The following is a 25,907-nucleotide window of genomic DNA, read 5'->3' as shown; positions in this document are numbered from 1 at the left end:
GGCCCCGGGTTTCGAACCCGGGGCCCGCCCTTGTGTTGTGTGCACCGGGGGAGACACGACTGCCCGCGGCTACGGCAGAGGGCCCGCATCCCCCGGATGCGGGCCCTCGTTGACTTCCCTCGGCTACTGCTTGCGCAGGCGGAACGAGAGGGACAGGCCCTCGTCCGTGAACGGGGTGCCGTACGTGTCGTCCGCCTCGCCCTGGGCGAAGTCCGTCGCCAGGACCTCGTCGGAGATCAGGCCGGAGTGGTCGGTCAGGGCGGCGATCGTCGCCGGGTCCGTGGCCGTCCAGCGCAGGGCGATCCGGTCGGCGACGTCCAGGCCGCTGTTCTTGCGGGCCTCCTGGATCAGGCGGATGGCGTCCCGGGCGAGGCCCGCGCGGCGCAGCTCCTCCGTGATCTCCAGGTCGAGCGCCACCGTCGCGCCCGAGTCGGAGGCGACCGACCAGCCCTCGCGCGGCGTCTCGGTGATGATCACCTCGTCGGGAGCGAGGGTCACGGTCTCGCCGTCGACCTCCACCGACGCCGTGCCCTCACGCAGCGCGAGGGACAGCGCGGCGGCGTCCGCGGCGGCGACGGCCTTCGCCACGTCCTGGACGCGCTTGCCGAACCGCTTGCCCAGCGCCCGGAAGTTGGCCTTCGCGGTCGTGTCGACCAGGGAGCCGCCGACCTCGCTCAGCGACGCGAGGGACGCGACGTTCAGCTCCTCGGTGATCTGCGTGTGCAGCTCGGGGGTGAGCGTGTCGAAGCCCGCCACCGCGATCAGCGCGCGGCTGAGCGGCTGCCGGGTCTTGACGCCCGACTCCGCGCGCGTGGCACGGCCCAGCTCGACCAGGCGGCGGACCAGGACCATCTGCTTCGACAGCTCCGGGTCGATCACCGTGAGGTCGGCCTCCGGCCACGAGGACAGGTGCACCGACTCGGGCGCGCCCGGGGTGACCGGCACGACCAGGTCCTGCCAGACCCGCTCGGTGATGAACGGGGTCAGCGGCGCCATCAGCTTGGTGACCGTCTCGACGACCTCGTGCAGGGTGCGCAGCGCCGCCTTGTCGCCCTGCCAGAAGCGGCGGCGGGAGCGGCGCACGTACCAGTTGGAGAGGTCGTCGACGAAGGCGGACAGCAGCTTGCCCGCGCGCTGGGTGTCGTAGGCGTCCAGTGCCTGCGTCACCTGGTCGGTCAGCGCGTGCAGCTCGGAGAGCAGCCAGCGGTCGAGGACCGGGCGGTCGGCCGGGGCCGGGTCCGCCTCGCTCGGGGCCCAGCCCGTGGTGCGGGCGTACAGGGCCTGGAAGGCGACCGTGTTCCAGTAGGTGAGGAGCGTCTTGCGGACGACCTCCTGGATGGTGCCGTGGCCCACCCGGCGGGCCGCCCAGGGCGAACCGCCGGCCGCCATGAACCAGCGGACCGCGTCGGCGCCGTGCTGGTCCATCAGCGGGATCGGCTGCAGGATGTTGCCCAGGTGCTTGGACATCTTGCGGCCGTCCTCGGCGAGGATGTGGCCGAGGCAGACCACGTTCTCGTAGGACGACTTGTCGAAGACCAGGGTGCCGACCGCCATCAGCGTGTAGAACCAGCCGCGGGTCTGGTCGATGGCCTCGGAGATGAACTGCGCCGGGTAGCGGCTCTCGAACAGCTCCTTGTTCTTGTACGGGTAGCCCCACTGCGCGAACGGCATCGAACCCGAGTCGTACCAGGCGTCGATCACCTCCGGTACGCGCACCGCTTCGAGGGAGCAGCCCTCGTGGGTGCAGGTGAAGGTCACGTCGTCGATGAACGGGCGGTGCGGGTCGAGGGCCGACTGGTCGGTGCCGGACAGCTCGGTCAGCTCCGCGCGGGAGCCGACGACCGTGAGGTGGTCCTCCGCGCAGCGCCAGATGGGCAGCGGGGTGCCCCAGTAGCGGTTGCGGGAGAGCGCCCAGTCGATGTTGTTGTTCAGCCAGTCGCCGTACCGGCCGTGCTTGACCGCCTCCGGGAACCAGTTGGTCTTCTCGTTCTCCTGGAGGAGGCGGTCCTTGACGGCGGTGGTGCGGATGTACCAGGACGGCTGCGCGTAGTAGAGCAGCGCGGTGTGGCAGCGCCAGCAGTGCGGGTAGCTGTGCTCGTAGGGGATGTGCTTGAAGAGCAGGCCCCGGGTGTCCAGGTCCTCGGTGAGCTTCTCGTCGGCCTTCTTGAAGAAGACGCCGCCGACCAGCGGGACGTCCTCCTCGAAGGTGCCGTCCGGGCGGACCGGGTTGACCACCGGCAGCCCGTACGCCCGGCAGACCTTGAGGTCGTCCTCACCGAAGGCGGGGGACTGGTGGACGAGGCCGGTGCCGTCCTCGGTGGTGACGTAGTCCGCGTTCACCACGTAGTGCGCGGGCTCCGGGAACTCCACCAGCTCGAACGGGCGCTGGTACGTCCAGCGCTCCATCTCGGCGCCGGTGAAGGTCTGGCCGGTGGTCTCCCAGCCCTCGCCGAGGGCCTTCTCCACCAGCGGTTCCGCGACGACGAGCTTCTCCTCGCCGTCGGTCGCGACGACGTAGGTGACCTCGGGGTGCGCGGCGACCGCGGTGTTGGAGACCAGGGTCCACGGGGTCGTCGTCCAGACGACCAGCGCGGCCTCGCCGGCCAGCGGGCCCGAGGTGAGCGGGAAGCGGACGTAGACGGACGGGTCGACGACCGTCTCGTAGCCCTGGGCCAGCTCGTGGTCGGACAGGCCGGTGCCGCAGCGGGGGCACCAGGGGGCGACGCGGTGGTCCTGGACCAGCAGGCCCTTGTCGAAGATCGTCTTGAGCGACCACCAGACGGACTCGATGTACTCCGGGTCCATCGTGCGGTACGGGTCCTGGAGGTCGGCCCAGTAGCCCATGCGCGTGGTGAGCTCTTCGAAGGCGTCGGTGTGCCGGGTCACCGACTCGCGGCACTTCGCGTTGAACTCGGCGATGCCGTACGCCTCGATGTCCTGCTTGCCGGAGAAGCCCAGCTCCTTCTCCACCGCCAGCTCCACCGGCAGGCCGTGGCAGTCCCAGCCGGCCTTGCGGCCCACGTGGTAGCCGCGCATGGTGCGGAAGCGGGGGAAGACGTCCTTGAAGACCCGCGCCTCGATGTGGTGGGCGCCGGGCATGCCGTTGGCGGTGGGCGGGCCCTCGTAGAACACCCACTCGGGGCGGCCCTCGGACTGCTCCAGGCTCTTGGCGAAGATCTTCTGCTCGCGCCAGAAGTCGAGCACCGCGTGTTCGAGCGCGGGCAGGTCGACCTGGGCGGGCACCTGGCGGTACTGCGGCTGCGTATTCAACGAGCTTCCTCCGGCGGACGTGCTGCCTTCCGTCGGAGGGACGAGAGCCGTGCTCCCGCGGTACCACCCTCCTTGGCCCGCCGGTGCGTCGTGTGCTCCGGTGAGCCCCCTCATTGGGGTCGCGAGCCGGTTCTACTCGCCGTGACAGAGGCGTCACGGCTTTCTTCCGGCGGCTCCGGGGTGATCTTCACGTCGCGCTCGCCCCCGGGCTCACACCGTCCCCGGGTCGCTCTGGGCTGCTGACGCCGCTACTCGTCCCCATCCACGCTTTTCGCTGCGCCCAGTGTACGGCGCCGGGCGGACAGCGGCCGACCGGTTTTCGGGTGACCCGAATGCCGCGGTTCCGGGTCCGGGTCGCGAGCGGTCCGGCCGGGGGGCTTCCGGCGGATTACCGGGCGGGGAGCTGGGCACAACGCAGGCATGCTCGCCGCGTGGCGCACGGTGGGCGGGCGAATCGGGCGGCGTGCCCCGTTGCCGCGAGGGCGGAGTCGATTTATCGTCCCAGCACGATTCGCGCGCAAGATCACAATATGTGAAGGGGCCGCGGCCATGGTGGCGAAGAAGAAGACGACGGCCGCGAAGCAGAGCGCCGCCGAGGAGGGCGCCGGGGAGCAGGACCCCGCGAAGAAGGCGGCGGGCAAGAGCCCGGCAAAGAAGACCGGGGCCGAGAAGACCGCGGCGAAGACCGCCGCGAAGAAGAGCACGGCGAAGAAGAGCACGGCGAAGAGCACGGCCAAGAAAGCGGGCGCGGCCGAGGCCGCGGAGCAGACGGGAGCCACGACGGTGGTTGCGAAGAAGACTCCTGGCACGGCCACGGCGGCCAAGACCGCTGTTCCCAAGGCCCGCGGCACCGCCGCGGACCCCGGTGAGCTCGCGGTCCGCCCGGGCGAGGAACCCTGGACCCCGCAAGAGGTCGAGGAGGCGCGCGGCGAGCTGCAGTCCGAGGCCGACCGGCTGCGCACCGAGATCGACTCCTCCGAGCGGTCGCTGCAGGGCATGATGCGGGACTCCGGCGACGGCGCGGGCGACGACGAGGCGGACACCGGCAGCAAGAACATCACGCGCGAGCACGAACTGGCGCTGGCCGCCACCGCGCGCGAGGTGCTCAGCCAGACCGAGCGCGCCCTGGAACGCCTGGACGCGGGCACCTACGGCCTGTGCGAGAACTGCGGCAACCCGATCGGCAAGGCGCGGATGCAGGCCTTCCCGCGGGCCACCCTCTGCGTCGAGTGCAAGCAGAAGCAGGAGCGCCGGTACTGAGCCGCGGCCGCGGCGGGAAGTGTGCCGTACCCTCGTGCTCAGTCAAGGACCTAGGGCTGAGGGACTCACGTGGCAGAGGCGGAGCGCATCATCGGTACTCCGGACACCCCGGACGCGGCGGGGGACGGGCAGGAGCGGCCCGACGCCGAGCAGGAGCGGCCCGACGCCGAGCAGGAGCGGATGCCGGAGCAGGCTCCTGAGCGCCCCCGGGCCAAGCGGCGGGTCGCCGTGCTGTTCGCGGTCGCCGTGGTCGCGTACCTGCTCGACCTGGGCAGCAAGATGCTGGTGGTCGCCAAGCTGGAGCACCACGAGCCCATCGAGATCGTCGGGGACTGGCTGCGGCTCGCGGCGATCCGCAACGCGGGCGCGGCCTTCGGCTTCGGCGAGGCCTTCACGATCATCTTCACGGTGATCGCGGCGGCCGTGATCGTCGTGATCGCCCGCCTCGCGCGCAAGCTGCGCAGCCTGCCGTGGGCGATCGCGCTCGGCCTGCTGCTCGGGGGCGCGCTCGGCAACCTCACCGACCGGATCTTCCGCGCCCCCGGCGTCTTCGAGGGCGCGGTCGTGGACTTCATCGCGCCCAAGCACTTCGCCGTCTTCAACCTGGCCGACTCGGCGATCGTCTGCGGCGGCATCCTGATCGTGATCCTCTCCTTCCGGGGCCTGGACCCGGACGGGACCGTCCACAAGGACTGAGCGGGCACGGGGGTGAGCGGGCACCGGGGGTGAGCGCGCGTTCGGGAGTGTCCGGGCCGTCCGGCATACTCGACGGGTGAGCACGATTCCCGAGATCCGTACCCTGCCCGTGCCCGACGGCCTGGAGGGCGAGCGCGTCGACGCCGCCATCTCCCGCATGTTCGGCTTCTCCCGTACCAAGGCCGCGGAGCTCGCCGCGGCGGGCAAGGTGCAGGTCGACGGATCGGTGGTCGGCAAGTCCGAGCGGGTCCACGGCGGCGCCTGGCTGGAGGTCGAGATGCCGCAGGCGCCCGCGCCGGTGCAGCTGGTCGCCGAGCCCGTCGAGGGCATGGAGATCGTGCACGACGACGAGGACGTGGTCGTGATCGTCAAGCCCGTCGGCGTGGCCGCCCACCCGTCCCCGGGCTGGAGCGGGCCGACGGTCATCGGCGGACTGGCCGCCGCCGGGTACCGCATCTCCACCTCCGGCGCCGCCGAGCGCCAGGGCATCGTGCACCGCCTCGACGTCGGCACCTCCGGACTGATGGCGGTGGCCAAGTCGGAGCGCGCCTACACCTCGCTCAAGCGCCAGTTCAAGGAGCGCACGGTCGACAAGCGCTACCACACGCTCGTGCAGGGCCACCCCGACCCGACCAGCGGCACCATCGACGCCCCCATCGGCCGCCACCCGCAGCACGACTACAAGTGGGCCGTCACCGCCGAGGGCAAGCCGTCCGTCACGCACTACGACCTCATCGAGGCCTTCCGCGCCGCCTCCCTGCTCGACGTGAAGCTGGAGACCGGCCGCACCCACCAGATCCGCGTCCACATGGCCGCCCACCGCCACCCCTGCGTCGGCGACCTGACCTACGGTGCGGACCCCACCCTCGCCAAGCGGCTGGGCCTGACCCGCCAGTGGCTGCACGCCGTGCGGCTCGGCTTCGAGCACCCCGGCACCGGCGACTGGGTCGAGTACGCCAGCGACTACCCCGAGGACCTCCAGCAGGCCCTGGACCGGGTCCGCGAGGAGTCCTACGGATGAGCACCCCGAGCCCGGCCCCGGCCGCCTACGAGGTGCGCGTCGCCGAGGACCCCGCCGACCGCGAGGCCTGCTTCGCCGTGCGCAAGGACGTCTTCGTCGCCGAGCAGCAGGTCCCCGAGGACATCGAGTACGACGCCTACGACGCCGGCGCCGTGCACGTCCTCGCGGTCCGGGAGGACGGCGTGCCGCTCGGCACCGGCCGGCTGCTGCACGGCGCGGCCGCCACCGCGAAGAACGGCGACGGCGACCCTGCCGTCGGCTCCCTGGGCCGGCTCGCGGTGACCGCAGCGGCCCGCGGTCTGGGCGTTGGGGCCGCGCTGGTGCGGGCCGTCGAGGACGCCGCACGCGCGCGAGGACTCACCGCCGTGGACCTGCACGCGCAGACCCACGCCCTGGGATTTTACGAACGGTTGGGGTACCAGGCGTACGGACCCGAGTTCCCCGACGCCGGGATCCCGCACCGCGCGATGCGGCGCTCCCTGTAGCGGGGGCGCCGGACCGGCCGGTGCGACCGGTGGCGTGGCAGGCTTGGGGTTCGCCGGGTGAACGCCCAGACCACAGCCCCTAGACCCCACCGGAGCGGTGACCGTGGATCAGCTGGCCCTGTTGTTCATGCTGTTGCTCGGGGCCCTGCTGAGCGTCCCGATCGGTGCCCGGCTCGGGCTGCCGGCGCCGGTCCTGATGACGCTCCTCGGAATCGTCCTGGCCCTGCTCGACTTCGTGCCCAACGTCGACATCCCGCCCGAACTGATCCTGCCCGCGCTGCTGCCGCCGCTGCTGTACGCCGCGGTGCGGCGCACCTCCTGGCGGCAGTTCGCGGCCAACAAGCGCCCGATCTTCCTGCTGGCCGTCGCGCTGGTCTTCGTCACCATGGTCTGCGTGGCCTCCGTGGCCCACGCGATCGTGCCGGGGCTGCCGCTCGCCGCCGCCTTCGCGCTGGGCGCGCTGGTGGCGCCGCCCGACCCGGTCGCCGCGACCGCCGTCGCCGGGCAACTGGGGCTGCCGCGCCGCCTGGTGTCCATCCTGGAGGGCGAGGGGCTGTTCAACGACGTGACGGCCATCGTGCTGTACCACGTGGCCATCGCCGCGGCGGTCGGCGGCTCCTTCTCGCCGTGGCGGGCCGGGTTCGACCTGGTGCTGTCCGCCGTCGTCGCCGTCGCGGTCGGGCTCGCCCTGGGCTGGGGCTCCAACAAGCTCATGGACGTGCTGGGCGACCCGACGCTGCAGATCGGCCTGACCCTGCTGGTGCCGTTCGTGAGCTACGTCGCCGCCGACGAACTGCACGGGTCGGGCGTGCTCGCCGTGCTCACCACCGCCATGTTCCTCGCCGAGTACGCCTCGGACGCCGACGACGTGATGACCCGGCTCGGCGGACACACCGTCTGGGACGTGGTCGACACCCTGGTCACCGGCGTGGCCTTCGGACTGATCGGACTGGAACTGCACAACGCCGTCCGCACCGCCTCCGGCCGGTGGACGGAACTGCTCGGCTGGGCGGCGGCGATCCTCGGCGTCGTCGTCCTGGTCCGGCTGCTGTGGCTGCTGCCGGCCACCTGGCTGACCCAGCGGCTGCACGCCCGGCGCGACCAGGACGAGGACATCCCGACCAGCTGGCGGGAGACGGTGGTCATGTGGTGGGCCGGGATGCGGGGCGTGGCCTCGGTCGCGCTGGCCCTGGCGATCCCGCTGGAGACCGACGACGGAGCGGCCTTCCCGCACCGGGAGGAGATCGTCTTCATCGCCTTCGGGGTGATCATGGGCACGCTGCTGCTGCAGGGCCTGACGCTGCCCTGGCTGGTGGGCCGGCTCGGGGTGCGGGCGGACACCGAGCGGGAGCAGGAGTTCGAGCGGGACCTGGCCCTGCGGGCGGCCAGGGCGGCCAAGCAGCGGCTCAAGGAGATCGAGTCGGTGGAGGAACTGCCGGAGGAGCTGTCCGAGCAGATGCTGCGGCGCGCCTTCGACATCGGCGTACGCATCAGCCCGGACCTCGGCGACGAGGAGCGGCGGGAGGCGCAGGAGCAGCGGGCGCGGCGGATCAAACGGGTCCGCCGCATCCAGGGCGAGATGCTGAGCGCCGCCCGGCACGAGGTGCTGGCCGCCCGCAGCGAACCCGGCGCCGACCCGGAGATCGTCGACCGGGTGCTGCGCCACCTGGACGTGCGCAGCCTGCGCTGACCGCGGTGCGCGCCCCACCCGACACAGGTCCCCGTCACAGTCACAGGCCCCCGTTACAGGCCCTTCGTCACAGGCTCTTCGTCGGGCGGCCCGGGAAGCGGCGGGAGTCCCCGTCGGAGGAACGGCGGCCGTCCGCGTCCGGGGAGCGGCGGGCGTGCGGGAAGCCGGTCCGGGACGGGCGCAGGGCCGCGTCCGCCGTGTTGACCCGCGGCAGCGCGTAGGGGTGCTCGTCGGCCAGCCAGCGGATCATCCCCTCGCGGACCGCGACCCGCACCGTCCAGATGTCGTCCGCGTCCTTCGCCGTCACCAGGGCCCGCACCTCCATGCTGGTCGGGGTGGTGTCCGTGACGGTGAGGTTGTAGCTGCGCCCGTCCCAGGCCGGGCACTCGCGCAGCAGGTCGCGCAGCCGCTCCCGCATCGCGTCGAGCGGCGCCGAGTGGTCGAGGTGCCAGAACACGGTCCCGGTCATCTGCGGCGTGCCGCGCGACCAGTTCTCGAACGGCTTCGAGGTGAAGTACGACACCGGCATCGTGATCCGGCGCTCGTCCCAGGTGCGCACGGTCAGGTACGTCAGCGTGATCTCCTCGACGGTGCCCCACTCGCCGTCCACCACGACGGTGTCGCCCATGCGCACCATGTCGCCGAAGGCGATCTGGAACCCGGCGAACAGGTTGCCCAGCGTGGACTGGGCCGCCACACCGGCGACGATGCCGATGATGCCGGCCGAGGCCAGCAGTGAGGCGCCGGCGGCGCGCATCGCCGGGAACGTCAGCAGCATCGACGACACGGCGACCACGCCGACGATCGCCGCGACCACCCGCATGATCAACGACACCTGGGTCCGCACCCGGCGCACCCGGGCCGGGTCCCGCTCGGCGTGGGCGTGCGCGTAACGGGAGTAGGACGTCTCGACGACCGCCGCGGCGATCCGGACCACCAGCCAGGCCGCCGAGCCGATCAGCAGCAGCGTCAGCGTCCGGCCGACCCCGGTCCGGTGCTCGGGGAACACCCCGGCCTCGATGTAGGAGCCTCTCAGCAGGCCCGTGCACAGCGCGATCTGGTAGGGCACGCGGGCGCGCCGCAGCAGCCCCCACAGCGGTGTCTCGGGGTGGCGTCCGTCGGCCTTGCGCAGCAACAGGTCGGTGGCCCAGCCGATGACCAGGGTCAGCAGGACGGAGCCGCCGACCACGATCAGCGGGCGGAGTATCGTCTCCATCCCTCGAACGTAACCGGCCGCGCGGTGTCGTGAACCTGTGACCTACGTCCCGTCCGGGGTATGGCCGTGGCTGGGCCTGTCACACCCGGCTGGCACCATGGCCTCATGAACATCGTGCTCTTTCACTCGACCCTCGGCCCGAGGCCGGCGGTGCGGCAGGCCGCCGACCGGCTGCGCGACGCCGGGCACCAGGTGTGGACCCCGGACCTCTTCGAGGGCCGGACCTTCGACTCGGTCGAGGAGGGCATGGCCCATCAGGACGGGATCGGCCGCGAGGAGCTGCTGAAGCGGGCCGTGCTGGCCGCCGCGCCCTACTCGGAGCGGGGGCTGGTGTACGCCGGGTTCTCGCTCGGCGCCTCCATCGCCCAGACCCTCGCCCTCGGCGACCACCGGGCGCGCGGACTGCTGCTCCTGCACGGCACCTCGGACCTCGCGCCCAACGCCTCGGTCGACGAGCTGCCGGTCCAGCTGCACGTGGCCGAGCCCGACCCCTTCGAGACGGACGACTGGCTGAGCGCCTGGTACCTCCAGATGGGCCGCATCGGCGCCGACGTCGAGGTGCACCGGTACCCCGGGGCCGGTCACCTCTACACCGACCCGGAGCTGCCCGACTACGACGCCGAGGCGGCCGAGGCCACCTGGCGGGTGGCGCTCGGCTTCCTCGAGTCCCTGCGGGAGGCTCAGACCGGGTCGTAGACGCGCTCGACGCGCTGGGTGCCGCTGCGCGTGCGGTAGGAGCGGGCCCAGGCGGAGGTGGCCGCCGCGTCGGTGCGGTCGGAGACGACGTAGTAGTCCATCTGCGCCCGGTCCGCGGTGATGTCGAGCACGCCGTAGCCGTGCCGGTCGGTGTCGACCCAGTGGACGTGCCGGTTCGCGGCCCGGATCACCGGTGCGGCGATCGCCGAGACGGTGCCCTCGGGGACCTTCACGATGTCATCGAGGTTGTCGGAGGTCACCGACGTGACGACGAACTCGGTGGCAGCCGAGGCGGACAGCGGGTAGGTCCCGGCGTTGTACGGCACGTCGTTGGCCCACGCCATGTGGATGTCGCCGGTCAGGAACACGGTGTTGCGGATCGCGTGCGCGCGCAGGTGGGTCAGCAGCTCGCGGCGGTCGTCGGTGTAGCCGTCCCACTGGTCGGTGTTGAGGGCGATGCCCTCCTTCGGCAGCCCGAGCAGTTCGGCGAGCGGCCCGAGCAGCGAGGCGGGCAGCGAGCCGATCGCGAACGGCGAGACCATCACCGGGTTGCCGACCAGCCGCCAGGCGGCGTCGGAGGTGGCCAGCTGGGTCTTGAGCCAGTCGAGCTGGGCGCGGCCGGTGAGGGTGCGGTCCGGGTCGTCGACCTCGCCGTTGCCGAGCGCCACCTGCTGCGAGCGGAAGGTGCGCAGATCGAGCAGCGAGAGGTCGACCAGCTTGCCGAACCGCAGCCGCCGGTAGGTGGTGCCGGCGATCGCCGGGCGCACCGGCATCCACTCGAAGTAGGCCCGCTTGGCGGCGCTCTGCCGCTCCGCCCAGGTGCCCTCGGCGCCCTCGGTGTGGTTCTCGGCGCCGCCGGACCAGGTGTCGTTGGCGATCTCGTGGTCGTCCCAGATCGCCACCACCGGCGCCGTGGCGTGCAGGGCCTGGAGGTCGGGGTCGGTCTTGTAGCGGCCGTGCCGGATCCGGTAGTCGGCGAGGGTGAGGATCTCGTGGGCCGGGGCGTGCGGGCGCACGACGGTGTCGCGGGTGCCGTACTCGCCGGTGCCGTACTCGTAGATGTAGTCGCCCAGGTGCAGCCAGGCGTCCAGGTCGCCGCGGGCCGCGAGATGGCGGTACGAGGAGAAGTACCCGGCCTCCCAGTTGGCGCAGGAGACCACGCCGAAGCGCAGGCCGGCGACGGCCGCGTCGTGCGCGGGGGCGGTGCGGGTGCGGGCGACGGGGGAGTCGGTGGGGCCCGCGGAGAAGCGGAACCAGTAGTCCGTGGCGGGCGCGAGGCCGCGGACGTCCGCCTTGACGGTGTGGTCGGAGGCCGCCGTCGCGGTGACGGAGCCTTTGGCGACCACGTGGGTGAGGGCCTTGTCCGTGGCGACGACCCAGCTCACCTCGGTGTCCGGACCGGCACCGGAGCCGGGTATGGCCTCGGGCGTAGGGGTCACCCTGGTCCACAGCAGGACGCCGTCGGGCAGGGGGTCGCCGGAGGCTGTGCCGTGCAGGAAGGCGGGGGCCGCGTCGGCCGCGCCGACGGGCAGCGCCGCCGCGAGCGGGGCGGCCAGGACCGCGCCGGCCGCCGCGGCCTTGACGACCGTACGGCGGCTGGGCGTGCGGGAGTTCAGGGAACCCCGGTGGCTTTCGTTGTCTTCGGACGCTCTGTATCGACTGGTCACGGCCGATCAGGTTACTGATCGGTATGCACGTGGGTGGGCGAACTCGCAAAAGTTCGCCCACCCGTCAGACGCCGATCACCGGGTCACTTGGTGACGCCCGCGTCCTTCAGCGCCTTCTGCCACGCGTCGGGCGTGCTCGGCGTCTCGACCACCTTGTCGTTGATCTTGATGGTCGGGGTCGACTCGACGCCCTCGGCCTTGTCGAAGGACTTGCTCATCCGCATCGCCCAGGCGTCGTAGGTGCCCTTCTCCACGGCGTCCTGGAACTTCTTGTTGTTCTTCAGGGCGTCGACCGTGTCCGCCACCTTGATCAGGTAGTCGTCCTTGGCGAACTCGTCGGTCGACTCCTCCGGGTGGTACTCGCTGGAGTACAGCGCGGTCTTGTAGTCGACGAACGCCTCGGGGCTGACGTTCAGCGCGGCGCCGAGCGCGCTCAGCGCGTTCTTCGAGCCCTCGCCGCCCAGATTGCCGTCGAGGAAGGTGCCGATGGTGAAGGACAGCTTGTAGTCGCCGTCCTCCATGCCCTTGTTGACGGCCTCGCCGATGCTCTGCTCCATCGACGCGCAGCCCGGGCAGCGCGGGTCCTCGTAGAGGTGGATGACGTGGTCCGACTTGGACTCGCCGACGACGACGGTGGTGCCGTCCTTGCCGGAGGTGTTGGCCGGGGCCACCACCTTGGCCTCGGCGGCCTTGTCCCAGCCGCTCGGCTTGTTGCCCTGCACGACGGCGTAGCTGATGCCGCCGGCTATCGCCAGCACGCCGACGATGGAGGCGGCCACGATGACCTGCCGCCTGACCTTGTCGCGCTTGGCCTGGCGCTCGCGCTCCTGGCGCAGGCGCTCACGGGCCGCCGTCTTCGCCGCCTGGCTGTTCCGCTTGCTCATGATGGTGATCTCTCCGGGGACGCGCACACGGGCGTGTGCGGAAGTACGTATGGGGACTGCGATGCTCGGTGCCGCCCGTGCGACTCGGCCGGTGCCGGGTCAGCCGAGGGCGGTCACCGGGAACGGCGGTCCGCGTCGTCCCAGGGAGTGCGTGAGGATCCGCTCGCGGGCGCCGGTGGTACGGCGGACCGGAGGCGCCGGGCGGAGCACCGCCGGGGCCCGGTGTGCGCTCACGGCCGCGACGGCGAGCAGCAGCGGCCGGAAGGTGGTCGCGGCCACCGCGCCGAGCAGCTGGCCCAGCGCCCGCTCGCCGCGCCGCAGCCAGGCCGCCGCGAGCAGCCCGACCCCGACGTGCGCGGCGAGCAGCAGCCAGGCGGTGCCGGGGGCGGCCTGCGCCAGCACCGACGCCATCCGGTCGGTCTCGGCCCCGGTCACCCGGGTCAGCGGCGCGGTCACCCCGGCGTGGACGCCGGTCCCGTCGCCGCACAGCACGTCGAAGCCGACCGAGCGCAGCGGGCCCGCGACCGGGCCGCCCGCCCGGCCGTAGCAGACGTGCTGGCCGGTGGTGAAGACCGTGTCGGCGGCCAGCTCCAGCGGGATCAGCAGGGCGGCGATCCGCCCGAAGCCGCGCTCGCGCCGCCCGGCCAGGGCGTAGGCGATCAGGAACACGGCGGCGGCGACCGCGGCCACCGTGGGCAGCGGCAGCGGAACCCCGGACAGCAGGACGTGCGACGCGGTGCTGAGGGTCACGGCGAGTGCCGTGAACAGCGCCGCGCGTACGGCTCTGAGCGGGGTTCCGGATATGTCCATAGCAGTAGAAGAGTGTGTCACGGGGTCCGGTAAGGGACCCCTAAAGGGTTCCTGTGAGACGGCCGACGGTTATCGAACCGGAATGGTCACAGGCCCGGGATCCGGCCGTTGCGGAACAGGTCGACGAAGGTCTGGTGGTCGCCGCGCGCGCGTGCGCCGTAGCGGTGCGCGAAGTCGACCAGCAGGGGCGCGAAGCCCTCCTCGTCGGCCGCGATCGCCGCGTCGATGGCCCGCTCGGTGGAGAACGGCACCAGGGACTCCCCGGACTGGTCGTCGGCCGCCGCGTGCATGGTCGCGGTGGCCCGGCCCAGGTCGGCGACGACCTCGGCGATCTCCTCCGGGTCGTCGATGTCGCCCCAGTCCAGGTCGACGGCGTACGGCGAGACCTCGGCGACCAACTGGCCGGCGCCGTCCAGCTCGGTCCAGCCCAGCCACGGGTCGGCGTGCGCCTGGAGGGCGCGCTGGGAGATCACCGTGCGGTGGCCCTCGTGCTGGAAGTAGTCCCGGATGGCCTGGTCGGTGATGTGCCGGGAGACGGCCGGGGTCTGGGCCTGCTTGATGTAGATCACGACGTCGTTCTCCAGGGCGTCGCTGTTGCCCTCCAGCAGGATGTTGTACGAGGGCAGGCCGGCCGAGCCGATGCCGATGCCCCGGCGGCCGACGACGTCCTTCACGCGGTAGGAGTCCGGCCGGGTCAGGGAGGACTCGGGGAGCGTCTCCAGGTAGCCGTCGAAGGCCGCGAGCACCTTGTAGCGCGTGGCGGCGTCCAGCTCGATGGAACCGCCGCCGGGGGCGAAGCGGCGCTCGAAGTCACGGATCTCGGTCATCGAGTCCAGCAGCCCGAAGCGGGTCAGCGAGCGGGCCACCCGCAGTGCGCCCAGCAGCGGACCCTCCGCGGTGTCCAGCGTGAACGGCGGCACCTCGTCGCTCTTGGCGCCGGTGGCCAGGGCGTGGATCCGCTCGCGGTACGCGCCCGCGTACACCCGCACCAGCTCGGTGATCTGCTCGTCGCTGAGCGCCTTGGCGTACCCGATCAGCGCGACGGAGGCGGCGAAGCGCTTGAGGTCCCAGGTGAAGGGGCCGACGTAGGCCTCGTCGAAGTCGTTGACGTTGAAGATCAGCCGGCCGGTGGAGTCCATGTACGTGCCGAAGTTCTCCGCGTGGAGGTCGCCGTGGATCCACACCCGGGAGGTCCGCTCGTCCAGGTAGGCGCCGCCGGGCTGATCGCCGAACTCCGGATCCTCGGTCAAATCGCGGTAAAAGAGGCCGGCGGTGCCGCGGTAGAAGGCGAAGGCGGAGGCGGCCATCTTCCGGAACTTCACGCGGAACGCCGCCGGATCCGCGGCCAGCAGCTGGCCGAAGGCGGTGTCGAAGACGGCGAGGATCTCCTCGCCGCGGTGCTCCTCGTTGAGCTGCGGGACCGACATGCCTGGTGCCTCCTGGTGCGGGTGGTGCCTGACGACTGGAGCGGATCTCCACTCGGGCCAACGTTCGAAGGGGTGCGGTAGTGCCCGCCCCAGAAGGTACGCGTGGGGGCCCGCCCGTCACCCGACCGCCACCCCTCATGGAGGCGCTACGCGCCGCAGGATCTGCTCGGAGTGTCAGTGGCGAGGCATAGACTTCGACGCTGACCCCCCGGATCGACCGCCGTCAGTCGTCCCCAGTTTTCCCAGGAGGCCGCACGTGTCCAAGTCGCCGTTCACGCACCTGCACGTCCACACCCAGTACTCGCTGCTGGACGGTGCCGCGCGGCTCAAGGACATGTTCGAGGCCTGCAACGAGATGGGCATGACGCACATCGCCATGTCCGACCACGGCAACCTGCACGGGGCGTACGACTTCTTCCACTCCGCGAAGAAGGCCGGAGTCACCCCGATCATCGGGATCGAGGCCTATGTCGCCCCCGAGTCCCGGCGCAACAAGCGCAAGATCCAGTGGGGCCAGCCGCACCAGAAGCGGGACGACGTGTCCGGTTCGGGTGGCTACACCCACAAGACCATGTGGGCGACGAACAGCACCGGCCTGCACAACCTCTTCCGCCTCTCCTCCGACGCGTACGCCGAGGGCTGGCTGCAGAAGTGGCCCCGGATGGACAAGGAGACCATCAGCCAGTGGTCCGAGGGCATCGTCGCCTCCACCGGCTGCCCCTCCGGCGAGGTGCAGACCCGGCTGCGCCTCGGCCACTTCGACGAGGCCCTGAAGGCGGCCGCCGACTACCAGGACATCTTCGGCAAGGACCGGTACTTCCTGGAGCTGATGGACCACGGCATCGAGATCGAGCACCGGGTCCGCGACGGACTCCTGGAGATCGGCAGGAAGCTCGGCATCCCGCCGCTGGTCACCAACGACTCGCACTACACCTACGCGCACGAGGCGACCGCCCACGACGCCCTGCTGTGCATCCAGACCGGCAAGAACCTCTCCGACCCGGACCGCTTCCGCTTCGACGGCACCGGCTACTACCTGAAGTCGACGGACGAGATGTACGCCATCGACTCCTCCGACGCCTGGCAGGAGGGTTGCGCCAACACGCGCCTGATCGCCGAGATGATCGACACCACCGGCATGTTCGAGAAGCGCGACCTCATGCCGAAGTTCGACATCCCCGAGGGCTTCACGGAGATCACCTGGTTCCAGGAGGAGGTCCGCCGCGGCATGGCGCGCCGCTTCCCCGGCGGCGTCCCCGAGGACCGCCAGAAGCAGGCCGAGTACGAGATGGACGTCATCATCCAGATGGGGTTCCCGGGCTACTTCCTCGTGGTCGCCGACTTCATCATGTGGGCCAAGAACCAGGGCATCGCGGTCGGCCCCGGCCGAGGCTCCGCGGCCGGTTCGATCGTGGCGTACGCGATGGGCATCACCGACCTCGACCCCATCCCGCACGGCCTGATCTTCGAGCGGTTCCTCAACCCCGAGCGCGTCTCCATGCCCGACGTCGACATCGACTTCGACGAGCGCAGGCGCGTCGAGGTGATCAGGTACGTGACCGAGAAGTACGGCGCCGACAAGGTCGCCATGATCGGCACGTACGGCAAGATCAAGGCGAAGAACGCCATCAAGGACTCCGCGCGCGTGCTGGGCTACCCGTACGCCATGGGCGACCGGCTCACCAAGGCCATGCCCGCCGACGTCCTCGGCAAGGGCATCGACCTCAACGGCATCACGGACCCCACGCACCCGCGCTACAGCGAGGCCGGCGAGATCCGCTCGATGTACGAGAACGAGCCGGACGTGAAGAAGGTCATCGACACCGCCAAGGGCGTCGAGGGCCTGGTGCGGCAGATGGGCGTGCACGCGGCCGGCGTGATCATGTCCAGCGAGCCCATCGTCGACCACGCCCCGATCTGGGTGCGGCACACCGACGGCGTGACCATCACGCAGTGGGACTACCCGCAGTGCGAGTCGCTCGGCCTGCTGAAGATGGACTTCCTCGGCCTGCGCAACCTCACGATCATGGACGACGCCGTCAAGATGGTGAAGTCCAACAAGGGCATCGACCTCGACCTGCTGTCGCTGCCGCTGGACGACCCCACGACCTTCGAACTGCTCCAGCGCGGCGACACGCTCGGCGTCTTCCAGTTCGACGGCGGCCCGATGCGCTCCCTGCTGCGGCTGATGAAGCCCGACAACTTCGAGGACATCTCCGCCGTCTCCGCGCTCTACCGTCCCGGCCCCATGGGCATGGACTCGCACACCAACTACGCGCTGCGCAAGAACGGCCTCCAGGAGATCACGCCGATCCACAAGGAGCTGGAGGAGCCCCTCCAGGAGGTCCTCGCGGTCACCTACGGCCTGATCGTCTACCAGGAGCAGGTGCAGAAGGCCGCCCAGATCATCGCGGGCTACTCGCTCGGCGAGGCCGACATCCTGCGCCGCGTGATGGGCAAGAAGAAGCCCGACGAGCTGGCGAAGAACTTCGTCCTCTTCCAGGCCGGAGCCCGGAAGAACGGCTACAGCGACGAGGCCATCCAGGCCCTGTGGGACGTGCTGGTCCCCTTCGCCGGCTACGCCTTCAACAAGGCGCACTCGGCCGCCTACGGCCTGGTGTCGTACTGGACCGGCTACCTCAAGGCGAACTACCCGGCCGAGTACATGGCCGCCCTGCTCACCTCGGTCAAGGACGACAAGGACAAGTCGGCCGTCTATCTGAACGAGTGCCGGCGCATGGGCATCAAGGTGCTGCCGCCCAACGTCAACGAGTCCATGTCGAACTTCGCCGCGCAGGGCGACGACGTGATCCTCTTCGGCCTCTCCGCCGTGCGCAACGTCGGCACCAACGTGGTCGAGTCGATCATCAAGTGCCGCAAGGCCAAGGGGAAGTACGCCTCCTTCCCCGACTACCTGGACAAGGTGGAGGCGGTCGTCTGCAACAAGCGGACGACGGAGTCGCTGATCAAGGCCGGCGCCTTCGACGAGATGGGGCACACCCGCAAGGGCCTCACCGCGCAGTACGAACCGATGATCGACAACGTGGTCGCGGTCAAGCGCAAGGAGGCCGAGGGCCAGTTCGACCTCTTCGGCGGCATGGGCGACGAGCAGAACGACGAGCCCGGCTTCGGACTCGACGTCGTCTTCGGCGAGGACGAGTGGGACAAGACCTACCTCCTCGCCCAGGAGCGGGAGATGCTCGGCCTCTACGTCTCCGACCACCCGCTCTTCGGCCTGGAGCACGTGCTGTCCGACAAGGCCGACGCGGGCATCTCCCAGCTCACCGGCGGCGACTTCGGCGACGGCGCGGTCGTCACCATCGGCGGCATCATCTCCGGCCTCCAGCGCAAGATGACCAAGCAGGGCAACGCCTGGGCCATCGCCACCGTCGAGGACCTCGCCGGTTCGCTGGAGTGCATGTTCTTCCCGGCGACGTACCAGCTGGTGTCCACGCAACTGGTCGAGGACGCCGTGGTGTTCGTCAAGGGGCGCCTCGACAAGCGGGAGGACGTGCCCCGGCTGGTCGCGATGGAGCTGATGGTTCCGGACCTGTCCAACGCGGGCACCAACGCGCCCGTCGTCCTCACCATCCCGGCGACCCGCGTCACCCCGCCGATGGTCAGCAGGCTCGGGGAGATCCTCACCCACCACCGGGGCGACAGCGAGGTGCGGATCAAGCTCCAGGGGCCGACGAAGACCACGGTGCTGCGCCTGGACCGGCACCGGGTGAAGCCCGATCCAGCGTTGTTCGGCGACCTGAAGGTGCTGCTCGGACCGTCCTGCCTGGCGGGCTGAGCGGACTCGGGCGGAACGAGCGAGGGGCGCTCCCGGTCGCCGGGTGCGCCCCTCGTCGTGCGGGGCCGCGACGGCCCGTACCGCGGATGTCAGTTGTGGCCGAAGCGCTTCTGCCGCTTGCGGGAGGCCGCGTCGCCGGGCGTCGTCAGCTGCGGGGAGTGCTGCTCCTCGCGGTCCAGTACGGCCGACTCGGCGGCCTGCGGGGAGCGCTCGGGCTGGGGCTGCTTACGATCACGGTTGTTCTTGTTCTTGGCCATGGTGATCTACCTCCTGAGGGGGATCTAGGGGCCAGGGCCGGAACCAGATTCACACAGCCCAACAAAGAACGCATATCGGGCAATTACCGTCCGTGACGCGGCTCGACGGGGTGCGAGGTGCCGAAACGCCACGCCGAAGATCGAGTTCCGGCCGTTAACCTCCGCGTGGTCGGGCAGACTCGAAGGAAGCCCGAAGCAAACCTCCCGGAAAGAGGGTGGATCGCGTGGACCGCTGCATCGTCCTGGTGGACGCCGGGTATCTGCTGGGGGCCGCCGCGAGTCTCCTGGCGGGAGAGCCCTCGCGCTCGCGCATCACCGTCGACCACGCCGCCCTCATCCAGGGGTTGCGCGACCGCGCCGAGTCCGACACCCAGCAGCCCCTGCTGCGCATCTACTGGTTCGACGGTGCCCCCGACCGCGTCCCGCAGCCCGAACACCGGCGGCTGCGCGTGATGCCCCGGGTCACCGTCCGGCTGGGCGCCCTCACGCGCAGTGACGGACGCTGGGCGCAGAAGGGCGTGGACGCCGCCATGCACGCCGAACTGACCGAGCTGGCCCGCAACCGCGCCTGCTCCGACGTCGTCCTGGTGACCGGCGACGGCGACCTGCTGCCCGGCATGATGGCCGCCAAGGAACACGGCGTCGCCGTCCACCTGTGGGCCGTACAGGCCGCCGACGGCGACTACAACCAGTCCGAGGACCTGGTCGCCGAGGCCGACGAACGCCGCGTCCTGGACCGTGTGTGGATCACCAAGGCCGTACGCGCCAAGGAACTCGGCGGCATCTGCGCGCCGCCGCCCGTGCCCCGCCCCGAGATCGCCGCAATCCTCTCCGCGCCGCTGCCCGAGTCCGCCCTCTCCGCCGCCCAGCGGCCCGCCGAGACGCCGGAGCACCCCACCACGTCCGCCGCGGCGCAGGGCGGCACCGACGAGCGCGTACCGCCCGCCAAGGGCGTCCCCACCCCCAAGGATCTCGCCGCCCTGCGCGCCCCCGGCGCCGCCCACCCCGCCCCGCAGCCGGCCAACGCCACCCTGCGCTGGTCCTCCGACAAGGGCTGGGTGGACCGGCCCGCCGCCGAGCCCTCCGAGGCCGCCTCGCTGCCGACGCTGGCCCAGCTCACCACGGCCGAGCAGCGCTGGGCCGACCGCGAGGAGGACATCACCACGGTCGGCGGCGACCCGTACGAGGTGGGGCAGGTCTTCGCCCGGCGCTGGCTCGAACGCCTCGGCGACCACGGCCACCTGCAGAAACTGTCCGGGATGTACCCGCGCATCCCGCACCGCGTCGACGGCGAGCTGCTGCGCTACGCGGCCCGCTTCGGGCTGCTCGCGCACAAGGACGACCAGATCGACGAACACGACCGGTACGCCATCCGGGCCGGGTTCTGGCGGGAGATCGACGTGCGGACGGCGACCGAGCGCACCCCGGCGGCGGAGTGAGACGCTCCGGCCGCCCCCTGGCTTTCCGCGGCTGAATCGACACTTATGGGCGGACCCGAGGGCGGGGCGCGGGGGCGGACCCCGTAGTCTCCTCCCTTGTGAGTAAGCGCGCGGCACAGGCACCTGGACCCGGTGGCGATGCCGTGTGCGTGATGCGCGGACTGACCAAGACCTATCCGGCCCAGCGCGGCAGGCGCGGCGTTCCCGCCACTCCCGAGGTGCGGGCCACCGACGACGTGACCCTGGAGATCCGCCGCGGTGAGATCTTCGGACTGCTCGGACCCAACGGCGCCGGCAAGTCCACCCTCGTGCGCCAGCTCACCGGCCTGATGCGGCCCGACCGCGGCAGCGTGGAGATCCTCGGCCACGACATCGTGCGCCACCCGGAGCGGGCCGCGCGGATCCTCGCCTACCTGGGCCAGGAGTCCAGCGCCCTGGACGAGCTGACGGTGTCGCTCGCCGCCGAGACCACCGGGCGGCTGCGCGGCCTGGAGGTGCGCCGGGCGCGCGCCGAGCGGGACGCCGTGCTGGAGGAGCTGGGCCTGACCGGGCTCGCCGCCCGCCCGATCAAGAAGCTCTCCGGCGGCCAGCGCCGCCTGGCCTGCTTCGCCGCCGCACTGGTCGGTCGGCGGCCGTTGCTCGTCCTCGACGAGCCGACCACCGGCATGGACCCGGTGGCCCGGCGGGCGGTGTGGTCGGCGGTCGACCGGCGGCGCGCCGAACACGGCGCCACCGTGCTGCTCGTCACCCACAACGTCATCGAGGCCGAGACCGTGCTCGACCGGGTCGCCGTCCTCGACCGGGGACGCGTGATCGCCTGCGACACGCCCTCCGGGCTCAAGGAGAAGGTCGCCGGAGAGGTCCGCGTCGACCTGGTGTGGCGCGAGAGCGCGCCGCTGCACGTCCCGGAGGTCGCCGCCCTGCGCGACCGCGTCGTCGAGTCGGGGCGCCGCTGGACCCTGCGGCTCGCCCCCGAGGAGGCCCGCGCGGTCGTCGCCACCGTCACCGGCGGCGCCGCCTTCGCCGCCCTGGACGACTTCACCCTGGCCACGCCCAGCCTGGAGGACGTGTACCTGGCGCTGGGCGGCGCCGCGCGACAAGGGCTGGTGAGGGCGTGAGCACGCGAGCGGTGAGCACACCGGACGCCGTATCCGTACCCGTCGGGGCGACCGTCCCCACCGAGGCGACCGCTTCGAACGACCCGAGCGAAGGGGAGCTGCGCGACGTGAGTGTCGTACCCGCCGATGCCCTGCGGGGTGCCGCCCCGGCAGCCGAGGGGCGGCGCGTGGCCGGTCCGGCCGAGCTGGGGCCCCGGGCACGGCTGTGGCCCTCCCTGGTGGCCGTGTACCGGGCGCAGCTGTCCCGGGCGCGGGTCGCGCGCATCCCGCTGCTGTTCGTGGCGACCTTCCAGTCGGTCGGCATCATGATCCTGATGCGCGGCGTCGTGGACGGCGGCGGCGAGGCACGGGCCGTGGTCGCCGGGTCCGCGGTGCTCGTCGTGGCCTTCGTCGCGCTGAATCTCCTCGCCCAGTACTTCGGCCAGCTGCGCGCCAGCGGCGGCCTCGACCACTACGCGACGCTGCCGGTGCCGCCCGCCGCGGTGGTGCTGGGCGCGGCGGGCGCCTACGCGTCCTTCACCGTGCCCGGGACCGTGGTGACGGCGGTGTTCGGATGCCTGCTGTTCGGGCTGCCGATGACCCATCTGTGGGTGCTGGTGGCCGTGATCCCGCTGGCGGGCGCCGCCCTCGCCGGACTGGGCGCGGCACTGGGTCTGCTCGCCCCCCGGCCCGAGTTCGCCACACTCCTCGGCCAGCTCGGCATGTCCGCGGCCCTGCTCCTCGGCGTGCTGCCCCCCGAACGGCTGCCCCAGGTGGTCCGCCTGGCCCGGGACCTGCTGCCCTCCACGTACGGGGTGGAGGCCTTCGCGCGCACGTTCGGCGAGCGGCCCGACTGGGGCTTCGTCCTCGGCGACCTCGCGGTGTGCGCCGCGGTCGGGGTGATCTCGCTGGCCGTGGCGACCTGGGCGTACCGCCGGGCCGCCGTCCGGTGACGCGCCGCACAGGCGGGTTTGGCACGATGGCACGGTGACCGCACCCTTGACTCCGCCACCGCCGCCGAACGAACGCCCGTCGTACCAGGGCGGGCCGGTGCCGCAGCCCGTCGGCGCGCACGCGGTGGGAGCCGCGCCCGGCGGTTCCCACGACCCTTACGGCCCGCACGGCGAAGAGGACGGCCCCGGGATGTTGACCGAAGTGCGACAGGCCGCCGTGACCGCGGTGGCGGTCGCGGTCTTCGGTGCGCTGCTGGGCGTGCTGTGGTGGAAGCTGGCACCGACCGTGCCGCTGGTGGGTGAAGTGGTCGACGACAGCTGGGTCGTCTACCTCAAGGACTCCGAGGGCGAGCAGGCGATCGGCGTCGACGGAACGTTCACGCTGCTCGCGCTGGCGTTCGGGGCGCTCAGCGCGGTCGTGGTCTTCCTGCTGCGGCGGCGCGGGGGCGTGCCGCTGGTCGTGGCCCTCGGCGCGGGCGGGCTGCTCGGGTCGCTGCTGGCCTGGCGGCTCGGGGTGTGGCTCGGACCGGCGCAGGACGTGATCGCGCACGCCAAGGACGTGGGCAAAGGGGTGACGTTCTCCGCCCCGCTCAAGCTGGGCGCGAAGGGGGCGCTGCTGGCCTGGTCGCTCGCGGCGCTGGTGGTCCACCTGGGACTGACCGGCCTGTTCGGCCCCCGGGACCCGGAGCCCGACCCCTGGCCGGCGCCGGGGCAGTATCCGTCGGGGCCGTACGGGGACAAGTCGGCTTAGGCCCGGCGGCGGCCGTGGTCCGCCCTGTCCTTCGCCCTGTCCTTCCGGGTGCGTCGGCCGGCCGGGCGGTCAGGCCCGTCCGACCGGCGCCAGGACCGCGTCCGTGAGCTTGGCCAGATCGTCCGGGGACAGCTCGATCTCCAGGCCGCGGCGGCCCGCCGAGACGCAGATCGTGGCGTGTTCCGAGGCCGACGCGTCCAGCACCGTCGCCAGCCGCTTGCGCTGGCCCAGCGGGGAGATGCCGCCGCGCACATAGCCCGTGGTGCGCTCGGCCAGGGCCGGGTCGGCCATCGCCGCGCGCTTGCCGCCCACCGCGGCCGCCAGCGCCTTGAGGTCCAGACGGCCCGCCACCGGTACCACCGCGACCGTCAGGGCGCCGTCGACGTCCGCCACCAGCGTCTTGAACACCCGCTCCGGCGAGACGCCCATCGCCTCGGCCGCCTCCTCGCCGTAGGACGGGTGGGCCGGGTCGTGCTCGTAGGCGTGGACCGTGTAGGTCACCCCGGCCGCCGTGAGCGCCACCGTCGCGGGCGTGCCGCCCGACTGCTGCTTCTTCGCCGTGCTCGACTTGTTCGGCTTCTTCGCCATGCGGGCCAGTACCTCAGTTGAGACTCGTCGGGCCGCGCGTCAGTTCCGACGCCGGCAGGGACGGCAGCGTACGGATGATGGAGGTCTCCGAGCGAAGGAGTTTCAGCTCGTCCCGCAGCCGCGAGGCGGTGTCCGGGGCCTGGAGCAGACGCTGCTTCGTCGGCGTGTCCAGCATCATCGCGGCGGCGACCAGGTAGGAGACCACACCCGGTTCGTCCGGCAGGTCGGCGCCGGTCGCCAGCGACCGTTCGCGTGCCCCGGCCAGCCGCTTCTGGTACTGCCGGAAGGAGCGCAGCACGCCCTCCGCCAGGGCGCCCGCCTCGTCGCCGGGCTCCTCGGGCAGCGGATCCAGCTCGGCCGTCAGGAACGGCCCCGAGGCCTCCACCGACAGCAGCCGCATCCGGGTCGTGCCGGTCGCCAGCACCTCGAAGGTGCCGTCGGCCCGCTCGCGGATCGTCGCCGCGTCCGCGACACAGCCCACCTTGTGGAAGGCCTTGAGCGGGTCGGTCCCGAAGCCGGCCGTCGGCCCGCGTTCGAGGGTGGCGGTCGGGTCGGGCAGGCCGGGGGCGGTCTGGGCCACCTCGAAGCCGTCGCGGATCGCCACGACGGCGAACCGGCGCGGTTCGTCCTCGGGAGTCTTCAGCAACTCGCGCATCATGGCGCGATAGCGCTCCTCGAAGATGTTGAGCGGGAGCACCAGCCCCGGGAACAGGACCGAGTTCAGGGGGAAGAGGGGGAGCCGGACGGTGGTCACGACGCAGAAGCCTAATGGTCGCCGGGGCGGACGCGTCCTCCGTGCCCACTTCGTGGCCCTCCCGGACCCGGCGCGACGGTCGTGCGGGCGGCTCACGCCACGCGCGTACGGACGTCCGCGCGCACCCGGAGGAAACCGCCGAGCGGGTCGTCCGTGTCCCGGTCCCACGGGAAGGACGTGACGTACGGGCCGGTCAGCCGCAGCTGCTCCGCCGCGTCCCGGTGGCGTTCCAGGCGTACGAGGACGTGGACGAGCAGGTTCCGCAGCTCCGCCGCCCAGGGGTCGGCCGCCGGGTGGGCCGCGGACAGGACGATCGCGCGGTCCGCGGCGGCGTCCAGGCGGGAGCGGTGGGCGCGTACGGCGGTGGGCGTCGGGCAGGTGAGCGCCGCGTGCAGCGGCAGTGCCCGCACGAGCGCGTCCTCGGGTGCGTCCTGAGCGGCCGTCTCCGCGAAGTCCAGGCACTCGCCGTGGGTGTCGGGCGAGGCGGCGGCCAGGTACTCCAGGGCGGCGACATGGCTGCCGTAGTGGTGCGGGCAGCGCCGGACCGCCTGCTCCCACAGGCGCTCGAACTCGGCGTGTCCGGCACGCGCGCCCCGCGCGGCGTCCAGCGCGGTCCGCCACGGCACCGGGTCGTCGGGACCGGCGGCCTCGGCGGCGGCGACGACGGCGGGGATCACCTGGCGCAGCAGTTCGGCGCGGGCCGGCGAGCACCAGTGGCGGTGGACCGTCAGGCGGTCGGCGACCAGCAGGGCGTCGGCGTCGTCCGGGGCGGCGGCGCGCCAGGTGTCGAGCCACTCGGAACGGGAGCGGGCGAAGGTGGCGAGCCGGGTCGCGTAACGGTCGCGGTGGTCCCACTCGGCGTTCTCGCGGGTACCGGCGAGGAGGCCGGCCGCGGGGCCGTGCTCGCCCCGGGCCGCGGCGACGAGGGCGGGGGCGAGGCGGTCGTCGGGGGCGTCGAGGAGCACGTCGTCGTCTTGGGCGGGTCGCGGCGACCGGGAGCGGGCCCGGGCAGCAGCGGTCCGCAGGAACGCGCGCAGCATGGCCAGTACGACGGTCGAGGGTTCGGGATGGTTGTGCGGCCCCGGCTCCGCCTTCGGCCGATCGTGTACACCCACCCGCACCGACCACCCGCCCCGACCGCCCGCACCGT

20 protein-coding genes and 1 pseudogene are annotated in these 25,907 nt (G+C 72.0%); 11 read left to right on the top strand and 10 right to left on the bottom strand.

Annotated elements, in window-relative coordinates:
- Window positions 1–123: 123 nt before the first annotated feature.
- Window positions 124–3,270 carry an isoleucine--tRNA ligase gene (gene ileS / locus ACGH52_RS10880; RefSeq protein WP_399938768.1) on the bottom strand — a complete coding sequence of 1,049 codons (3,147 nt, stop codon included), beginning with the start codon at window positions 3,268–3,270 and terminating at the stop codon, window positions 124–126.
- A 549-nt stretch (window positions 3,271–3,819) separates the two neighbouring features.
- On the opposite strand from ileS, the gene ACGH52_RS10875 reads away from it, so the two are divergent.
- From ACGH52_RS10875 to ACGH52_RS10855, 5 genes are all read left to right on the top strand, one after another.
- Window positions 3,820–4,530, top strand: a complete 711-nt coding sequence (locus ACGH52_RS10875; RefSeq protein WP_210975532.1) for a TraR/DksA family transcriptional regulator — start codon at window positions 3,820–3,822, stop codon at window positions 4,528–4,530.
- A gap of 69 nt (window positions 4,531–4,599) precedes the next feature.
- The gene (gene lspA / locus ACGH52_RS10870) at window positions 4,600–5,226 is read left to right on the top strand and encodes a signal peptidase II (protein WP_399938766.1); all 627 of its coding nucleotides are present in this window, start codon (window positions 4,600–4,602) and stop codon (window positions 5,224–5,226) included.
- Window positions 5,227–5,302: 76 nt separating this feature from the next.
- Entirely contained in the window at window positions 5,303–6,247 is a 945-nt protein-coding gene (locus ACGH52_RS10865; RefSeq protein WP_059299082.1) for an RluA family pseudouridine synthase, read from the top strand.
- A complete protein-coding gene (locus ACGH52_RS10860) occupies window positions 6,244–6,732 on the top strand; it encodes a GNAT family N-acetyltransferase (RefSeq protein ID WP_121703439.1) in 489 nt (162 codons plus the stop codon). Before ACGH52_RS10865 ends, ACGH52_RS10860 begins: the two co-directional genes overlap by 4 nt.
- 103 nt (window positions 6,733–6,835) lie before the next feature.
- Complete coding sequence (locus ACGH52_RS10855) at window positions 6,836–8,422, top strand: Na+/H+ antiporter (RefSeq protein WP_076973967.1); 1,587 nt, start codon at window positions 6,836–6,838, stop codon at window positions 8,420–8,422.
- A 67-nt stretch (window positions 8,423–8,489) separates the two neighbouring features.
- Here ACGH52_RS10855 and ACGH52_RS10850 read toward each other — a convergent pair whose 3' ends face one another.
- Complete coding sequence (locus ACGH52_RS10850) at window positions 8,490–9,638, bottom strand: mechanosensitive ion channel family protein (RefSeq protein ID WP_076973896.1); 1,149 nt, start codon at window positions 9,636–9,638, stop codon at window positions 8,490–8,492.
- A gap of 105 nt (window positions 9,639–9,743) precedes the next feature.
- Between ACGH52_RS10850 and ACGH52_RS10845 the strand changes: the two genes are divergently transcribed.
- Window positions 9,744–10,334 carry a dienelactone hydrolase family protein gene (locus tag ACGH52_RS10845; protein ID WP_076973895.1) on the top strand — a complete coding sequence of 197 codons (591 nt, stop codon included), beginning with the start codon at window positions 9,744–9,746 and terminating at the stop codon, window positions 10,332–10,334.
- Here ACGH52_RS10845 and ACGH52_RS10840 read toward each other — a convergent pair.
- The 4 genes from ACGH52_RS10840 to ACGH52_RS10825 all read right to left on the bottom strand — a co-directional run bounded on the left by ACGH52_RS10840 (window position 10,319) and on the right by ACGH52_RS10825 (window position 15,122).
- Window positions 10,319–12,001 carry an alkaline phosphatase D family protein gene (locus ACGH52_RS10840; RefSeq protein ID WP_399938763.1) on the bottom strand — a complete coding sequence of 561 codons (1,683 nt, stop codon included), beginning with the start codon at window positions 11,999–12,001 and terminating at the stop codon, window positions 10,319–10,321. The two genes, ACGH52_RS10845 and ACGH52_RS10840, sit on opposite strands and share 16 nt — an antisense overlap.
- 83 nt (window positions 12,002–12,084) lie before the next feature.
- Entirely contained in the window at window positions 12,085–12,885 is an 801-nt protein-coding gene (locus tag ACGH52_RS10835) for a DsbA family protein (RefSeq protein WP_059299087.1), read from the bottom strand.
- 99 nt (window positions 12,886–12,984) lie between these two features.
- Window positions 12,985–13,695, bottom strand: a complete 711-nt coding sequence (locus ACGH52_RS10830; protein ID WP_076973893.1) for a hypothetical protein — start codon at window positions 13,693–13,695, stop codon at window positions 12,985–12,987.
- Between the two features lie 86 nt (window positions 13,696–13,781).
- Window positions 13,782–15,122 carry a DUF2252 domain-containing protein gene (locus ACGH52_RS10825; RefSeq protein ID WP_076973892.1) on the bottom strand — a complete coding sequence of 447 codons (1,341 nt, stop codon included), beginning with the start codon at window positions 15,120–15,122 and terminating at the stop codon, window positions 13,782–13,784.
- A gap of 256 nt (window positions 15,123–15,378) precedes the next feature.
- On the opposite strand from ACGH52_RS10825, the gene dnaE reads away from it, so the two are divergent.
- The gene (dnaE, locus tag ACGH52_RS10820; RefSeq protein WP_121703436.1) at window positions 15,379–18,918 is read left to right on the top strand and encodes a DNA polymerase III subunit alpha; all 3,540 of its coding nucleotides are present in this window, start codon (window positions 15,379–15,381) and stop codon (window positions 18,916–18,918) included.
- Window positions 18,919–19,007: 89 nt separating this feature from the next.
- Here dnaE and ACGH52_RS10815 read toward each other — a convergent pair whose 3' ends face one another.
- Window positions 19,008–19,175 (bottom strand): hypothetical protein, encoded by a 168-nt coding sequence (locus ACGH52_RS10815; protein ID WP_063124353.1) that lies wholly within the window; start codon window positions 19,173–19,175, stop codon window positions 19,008–19,010.
- A gap of 224 nt (window positions 19,176–19,399) precedes the next feature.
- Between ACGH52_RS10815 and ACGH52_RS10810 the strand changes: the two genes are divergently transcribed.
- The 4 genes from ACGH52_RS10810 to ACGH52_RS10795 all read left to right on the top strand — a co-directional run bounded on the left by ACGH52_RS10810 (window position 19,400) and on the right by ACGH52_RS10795 (window position 23,415).
- Window positions 19,400–20,614: an NYN domain-containing protein gene (locus ACGH52_RS10810; protein WP_059299090.1), complete on the top strand. Its 1,215-nt coding sequence runs from the start codon at window positions 19,400–19,402 to the stop codon at window positions 20,612–20,614.
- Between the two features lie 143 nt (window positions 20,615–20,757).
- Window positions 20,758–21,732, top strand: a complete 975-nt coding sequence (locus tag ACGH52_RS10805) for an ABC transporter ATP-binding protein (protein WP_076973890.1) — start codon at window positions 20,758–20,760, stop codon at window positions 21,730–21,732.
- A 107-nt stretch (window positions 21,733–21,839) separates the two neighbouring features.
- Window positions 21,840–22,664 (top strand): ABC transporter permease, encoded by an 825-nt coding sequence (locus ACGH52_RS10800; protein ID WP_121702860.1) that lies wholly within the window; start codon window positions 21,840–21,842, stop codon window positions 22,662–22,664.
- A 34-nt stretch (window positions 22,665–22,698) separates the two neighbouring features.
- Window positions 22,699–23,415, top strand: a complete 717-nt coding sequence (locus ACGH52_RS10795) for a hypothetical protein (protein WP_059299092.1) — start codon at window positions 22,699–22,701, stop codon at window positions 23,413–23,415.
- Window positions 23,416–23,484: 69 nt separating this feature from the next.
- Here ACGH52_RS10795 and ybaK read toward each other — a convergent pair whose 3' ends face one another.
- The 3 genes and pseudogenes from ybaK to ACGH52_RS10780 form a co-directional block, all read right to left on the bottom strand.
- Window positions 23,485–24,003, bottom strand: a complete 519-nt coding sequence (gene ybaK / locus ACGH52_RS10790) for a Cys-tRNA(Pro) deacylase (RefSeq protein ID WP_121702857.1) — start codon at window positions 24,001–24,003, stop codon at window positions 23,485–23,487.
- A 13-nt stretch (window positions 24,004–24,016) separates the two neighbouring features.
- Window positions 24,017–24,757 (bottom strand): LON peptidase substrate-binding domain-containing protein, encoded by a 741-nt coding sequence (locus ACGH52_RS10785; RefSeq protein WP_121702856.1) that lies wholly within the window; start codon window positions 24,755–24,757, stop codon window positions 24,017–24,019.
- 11 nt (window positions 24,758–24,768) lie between these two features.
- Window positions 24,769–25,797, bottom strand: a pseudogene (locus tag ACGH52_RS10780) (hypothetical protein).
- Between the last annotated feature and the right edge of the window lie 110 nt (window positions 25,798–25,907).

It is taken from the genome of Streptomyces sp. BBFR25, from assembly GCF_044590125.1.
Classification (GTDB): Bacteria; Actinomycetota; Actinomycetes; order Streptomycetales; family Streptomycetaceae; genus Streptomyces; species Streptomyces canus_D.
Note: the sequence above shows the minus strand (reverse complement) of the source record. Positions and strands in the feature narration are given on the sequence as shown.

Bases quoted from the DNA above. Each gene is read 5' to 3' on its own strand.
- ACGH52_RS10875 (WP_210975532.1), top strand. From the start codon at position 3,820: ATGGTGGCGAAGAAGAAGACGACGGCCGCGAAGCAGAGCGCCGCCGAG.
- ACGH52_RS10860 (WP_121703439.1), top strand. From the start codon at position 6,244: ATGAGCACCCCGAGCCCGGCCCCGGCCGCCTACGAGGTGCGCGTCGCC.
- ACGH52_RS10850 (WP_076973896.1), bottom strand. From the start codon at position 9,638: ATGGAGACGATACTCCGCCCGCTGATCGTGGTCGGCGGCTCCGTCCTG.
- ACGH52_RS10845 (WP_076973895.1), top strand. From the start codon at position 9,744: ATGAACATCGTGCTCTTTCACTCGACCCTCGGCCCGAGGCCGGCGGTG.
- ACGH52_RS10835 (WP_059299087.1), bottom strand. From the start codon at position 12,885: ATGAGCAAGCGGAACAGCCAGGCGGCGAAGACGGCGGCCCGTGAGCGC.
- ACGH52_RS10830 (WP_076973893.1), bottom strand. From the start codon at position 13,695: ATGGACATATCCGGAACCCCGCTCAGAGCCGTACGCGCGGCGCTGTTC.
- ACGH52_RS10825 (WP_076973892.1), bottom strand. From the start codon at position 15,122: ATGTCGGTCCCGCAGCTCAACGAGGAGCACCGCGGCGAGGAGATCCTC.
- ACGH52_RS10815 (WP_063124353.1), bottom strand. From the start codon at position 19,175: ATGGCCAAGAACAAGAACAACCGTGATCGTAAGCAGCCCCAGCCCGAG.
- ybaK (WP_121702857.1), bottom strand. From the start codon at position 24,003: ATGGCGAAGAAGCCGAACAAGTCGAGCACGGCGAAGAAGCAGCAGTCG.